Source organism: uncultured Campylobacter sp. (assembly GCF_938045595.1).
GTDB lineage: Bacteria > Campylobacterota > Campylobacteria > Campylobacterales > Campylobacteraceae > Campylobacter_B.
Map to the genome: position 1 here is coordinate 1 of NZ_CALIBB010000068.1, position 4644 is coordinate 4644.

The 4644-nt window shown below is 50.9% G+C and carries 3 protein-coding genes and 1 pseudogene; 2 read left to right on the forward strand and 2 right to left on the reverse strand.

Annotated elements, in window-relative coordinates; genetic code table 11:
- Positions 1 to 229: pseudogene (locus Q0340_RS02520) on the reverse strand (integrase); the annotation flags it as partial.
- Between the two features lie 167 nt (positions 230 to 396).
- Between Q0340_RS02520 and dsrO the strand changes: the two are divergent.
- Positions 397 to 1137 carry a sulfate reduction electron transfer complex DsrMKJOP subunit DsrO gene (gene dsrO, locus Q0340_RS02525; protein WP_298082032.1) on the forward strand — a complete coding sequence of 247 codons (741 nt, stop codon included), beginning with the start codon at positions 397 to 399 and terminating at the stop codon, positions 1135 to 1137.
- Between the two features lie 10 nt (positions 1138 to 1147).
- Positions 1148 to 4144, forward strand: coding sequence for a molybdopterin-dependent oxidoreductase (locus Q0340_RS02530; protein WP_298082033.1), 2997 nt, complete (start codon positions 1148 to 1150; stop codon positions 4142 to 4144).
- 251 nt (positions 4145 to 4395) lie between these two features.
- Here Q0340_RS02530 and Q0340_RS02535 read toward each other — a convergent pair whose 3' ends face one another.
- Positions 4396 to 4527, reverse strand: coding sequence for a hypothetical protein (locus Q0340_RS02535; RefSeq protein WP_298082034.1), 132 nt, complete (start codon positions 4525 to 4527; stop codon positions 4396 to 4398).
- Positions 4528 to 4644: the final 117 nt, after the last annotated feature.

Sequence of the window (4644 nt, forward strand, 5' to 3'; positions counted from 1 at the left end):
AATACGTTATAATGTCTCCTCCCTTAAACTCATTTAAAATTTCTTTTAAAATATCCACAATCTCGTGTTTCGGTATATCCCCGATATCGCTTCTTATGGATTCTAGCTCATAGATTATTTTAAGAAGCTCTTTATTTGAGAGCGAGCTAAGCTTAAATTTGACGTACCTGGTAAACCAAAATATAAACGAGTTTTCAAAACTATCCTTGCAATCAAGCGCGTATTTCAAGATATTTTCCTTAAATTTATAAAAATGTGAAAAGCATTATAACCAAACGCTTCTAAAAAATAAATTTTGGGATAATCTTAAAAACACTTTTAATTAAAATATTAATATTACCATTTAAGTTAAGTTATGATAAAGTTGCGAAACCATTTTTATTCAAAGGAGAAAAAATGCAATCAACGCTAGGTTCGCGTCGTAGCTTTATCGCTGCGGCGGGTGTTTTTATCGCCTCTACCGCGCTTAGGGCCGCTACGAATAATTTTGAAAAAACCAAAGGTCCGCGCTACGGCATGGTCATCGACCTAACGCGCTGTATCGGCTGCCAGTCGTGCACGATGAACTGCGCTATGGAAAACAACGTCCAAGCAGGCGCCTTTAGGACGATCGTTTCGGAGTACGAAGCCAGCGACAAAGACGGCAACCGCGCCGTTATCGCCTCGCTGCCGCGCCTTTGCAATCACTGCGAAAACCCCGCCTGTATCGACGTTTGTCCGACGGGAGCGAGCCACCAAAGAAACAACGGCATCGTCAAAGTAGATAGCGCCGAGTGCATCGGCTGCGCGCTTTGCGCCGAGGCCTGTCCGTATCACGCCAGATACCTTAGCCTGCAGACCTACAAGGTCGATAAATGCACCTTCTGCGACCACAGACTGCGCGCGGGCCTGCTGCCTGCGTGCGTGGAGACCTGCGTGGGCGGAAGCCGCATAATAGGCGATCTAAACGACAAAAACTCAAATATCAGAAAATTTTTAGCCGCTCACGAGACGATGGTGCTAGATAGCCCGAAAAATACGCACCCGCAGGTTTTTTATCACGGCGTGAGCGAAATTTTGGCTAAGAACGACAAGGAGCTGCTGGCTAAAAACGGCTACAAGCAAGCGATCAGCTGGAGCGAAGAGATCGCGCTGTAAGGAGGAGACGATGAAGAGACGAGAATTTCTAAAAAACGCGGCGATGATCTCGGCCGTAGGCGCGACCGCTGCGGTAGCGGACGATGCGGGAAAAATAAAAGACGACTATAAACCGCAAGGCAGCTCGCTTCAGCCCGAATTTAGCGTAAAAGACGGCAAAATTTTAATGAACGACGGGCATAGCGTGGTGTTTTCGATGTGTCACGGCTGCGTGGCGAAGTGCGGGCTAAGGCTACACGTGGACGAAAAAGAAGACCGCGTACTAAGATGCACGGGCAACCCATACCATCCGCTATCAAACGTGCACTGGGCGAGCTTTGAGACCTCGATAAACGACGCATTGCTAGCTACCACGGCTAGCGGCGAGGACGATCGGCGCGCCACCGTATGTGCTAGAGGCGCGGCGCTGCCTGAGATGATAGCTTCGCCTATTAGGATTTTATCGCCGCTTAAGCGTGTAGGCAAAAGAGGCGAGGGTAAGTGGAAAAAGATCAGCTTCGAACAGCTCATCGAGGAGGTCGTCGAGGGCGGGGATCTTTTCGGCGAGGGGCACGTGGACGGGCTGCGAGCCATACACTCAGACGAGCTCATCGACGAGGCAAATCCCGAATACGGCACCAAGCGCAACCAGCTTTTGAGCTTTTATCTCTACGACGGGCGCTCGGATATCGTCGATCGCTTTATAAAAAAATCTTTCGGCACCGTAAATCACTACTCGCACGGCGGTATCTGCGGCGGCGGTTTTAGAGTCGGCGGCAAGATCGCGCACAACGCAAAGGGCTTTGCTCACACCAAGCCCGACTACGAAAATTCCAAATTTAGCATCTACTGGGGCACCTCGCCCGCAAACGGCGGAAATCCGTTCCAAAAGCAAGCCAAAATGGTTGCCCACGCAAGAAGCGTAAATGATGGCTTCACCTATGCGGTGGTAGATCCGACGCTAACAAACGCCGTCAAATTCGCCGCCTCCGATAAAGGCCGCTGGATCGGCATAAAACCGGGCACCGACTCAGCGCTTGCTATGGCGATGATACGCTGGATCATCGAAAACGAAAAATACGCAGCAAACTACCTCATGCAGCCAAATTTAGAGCAGGCAAAGCTAGCCGGCGAAATACACTGGTGCAACGCCACCCACCTAGTGATCACGCAAAAAGGCCACGCAGACTACGGCAAATTTGCGCTCGCGGGCGACGAATGGCAGGTCTGTTCGCAAAGCGGCAAAATCCAAAGCTACAAGATAAACGAGCCCGCCAAACTCTACTACGAGGGTAAAATTTTACTGGGCGGCGAGGAGGTCGAGGTCAAAAGCTCGATGCAACTGCTAAAAGAGTCCGCCTATAAGCACAGCCTCGAGGAGTACTCTAAAATTTGCGGCGTGAGTATGGACGACATCTTGTGGCTGTGCGAAAATTTCACCAAAAACGGCAGGCAGGTCAGCACCAACGTCCACGGCGGCATGATGCACACGCAAGCGGCGATGAGTACGTATGCGATATTTTGCCTAAACACGCTGATGGGCACATACGGCTACAAGGGCGGCAGTATAAACGCAAGTGCGGGCACGCACGAGTTTTTAAAGGGCAGATACGATCTGGAGAGCTTCGAGGGCGCATATAAGGCAAACGGGCTAAATTTATCCCGCTCGGGCAAGTATTACGAAACGAGCTCGGAGTTTAAACGCAAGCTCGCAGCCGGCGGTAGCGGCTATCCCGCACAGCAGCCGTGGTATCCTATCTCGATGCCGCTGGTAAACGAAACGCTCACCAGCCACGCCGCTGGCTACCCGTATAAGGTAAAAGCGCTCATAAACTACATGACAAACGTCGTCTATGGGCAGGCAGGGCTCGAGACTGCGGTGCTTGACGCGCTAAAAGATAGCAAAAGCTTGCCGCTTTTCATCGGTATCGACGCCTTTATGAACGAAACTAACGCCTACGCCGACTACATCGTGCCCGACGGGGTAAATCTCGAAAACTGGGCGCTGCCAAACTCGCTCTGGGGTACGATCGCTAAAACCTCCGTCGTGCGCTACCCGGCCGTCGCCGCCAAACAAGACCGCGCCGCAGACGGCACGCCAATCGACGTGGAGGCCTTTTATATCGCGGTGGCAAAGAGGCTCGGGCTCAAAGGATTTGGCAAGGGCGCCTTTAAGGACAAGGACGGAAAGCCGATGGATCTGGATACGAAAGAGCAGTATTACGCCGCGGCGCTGGCAAATTTAGCCTTTGACGGAGCGGGCGTGAAGGATATCGGCGAGGAGGATTTAAAACTAAGTAAAATTTCAAAAACCATGAAAAAGCTAGAGCCGTTTTTAAAAGACGAGGAAAAACCAAAAGTCGCGCACGTGCTGGCAAAAGGCGGTAGATTTGACAGCTATGAAAGTGCGTATAAGGGCGACAAAATGACGGTAAAAGTACCCGCCGCCACGCCTGCTGCGATCTACTACGAGCCACTGGGCGGACACAGACACTCTATCACGGGCGAGTATATGCCGGGCACACCTAGCCTCGCTCTGCCTGTAGCAAGCGACGGCACTCCGCTAGAAAAGTATTTCCCGAAATCCGAGTGGAAATACCTCGTAAGCTCGCGCAAATCAAACATCCAGCACTACTACACGATCGTAAGCCCAAAGCTGCGCGCGATACATCCGAAAAATTTCGTCAGGATCGCGCAGGACGTGGCTGGCGAGCAGGGTATCAAGACGGGCGATACGGTCAAGATCACGACGCCCTACGGCTCACAAACGGGCGAGGCCTTCGTAACAAACGGCGTCACTAGCGGCGTCATCAGCCTCGAGCACGGCTTTGGACACGATGAGTTCGGCGCTAGGACGCACTTCGTAGACGGCGAGCCTGTCTTTAGGCTGGAGGGCGCCGAGGACGGGCTCAATCACAATAAGCTTGGGCTGCTCGATCCAAAAAGGGAGGGTAAATTTAGCCTCAACGATTGGCTGGTAGGCACCTGCGCCAGACAGGCGCTGCCTGCGAAAATAAGTAAAATTTAAACGGCTCGGCGGCGGCTCAGGTTTTTACAGCCGCCGCGTCAAATGGAATTTCAGCGCGGCTTTTGCTTCGGGCCGCTGCGTTATTTCGCTTTGAATTTTGCCTCAGGTTGCTGCGCTATCTCGACGTGGGAGCACAGAAAGCGTTAATCTTTGTTTTGGATTTACTTTAAGCTGCGGCGCGAAGAGGGCTTGCAGTGCCGCGGTTTTAATTTTTACGTTGTGCGCGATGGCGATTGACTGAAACGGTCTAGCTAGTTTAGGCGAGCAAAGCTCCCAACCATCGCGCCGACGCCAAATTTGCTAGTTTTTGCTTGCGCTACAGACAACTTACCCTCTACTATTTTTCTTAATTCAGCATCTGCTTGATCTTTTGTATAGCCCATATTCTATCCTCTTCTTTAAATTTTAGATCTGAAAATTACTTGAATATTCTCTTTAGGGATAAAATACGTTATAATGTCTCCTCCCTTAAACTCATTTAAAATTTCTTTTAAAATATC

Coding starts and splice junctions, on each gene's coding strand:
- Q0340_RS02535 (WP_298082034.1), bottom strand. CDS start 4,527: ATGGGCTATACAAAAGATCAAGCAGATGCTGAATTAAGAAAAATAGTA.
- dsrO (WP_298082032.1), top strand. CDS start 397: ATGCAATCAACGCTAGGTTCGCGTCGTAGCTTTATCGCTGCGGCGGGT.
- Q0340_RS02530 (WP_298082033.1), top strand. CDS start 1,148: ATGAAGAGACGAGAATTTCTAAAAAACGCGGCGATGATCTCGGCCGTA.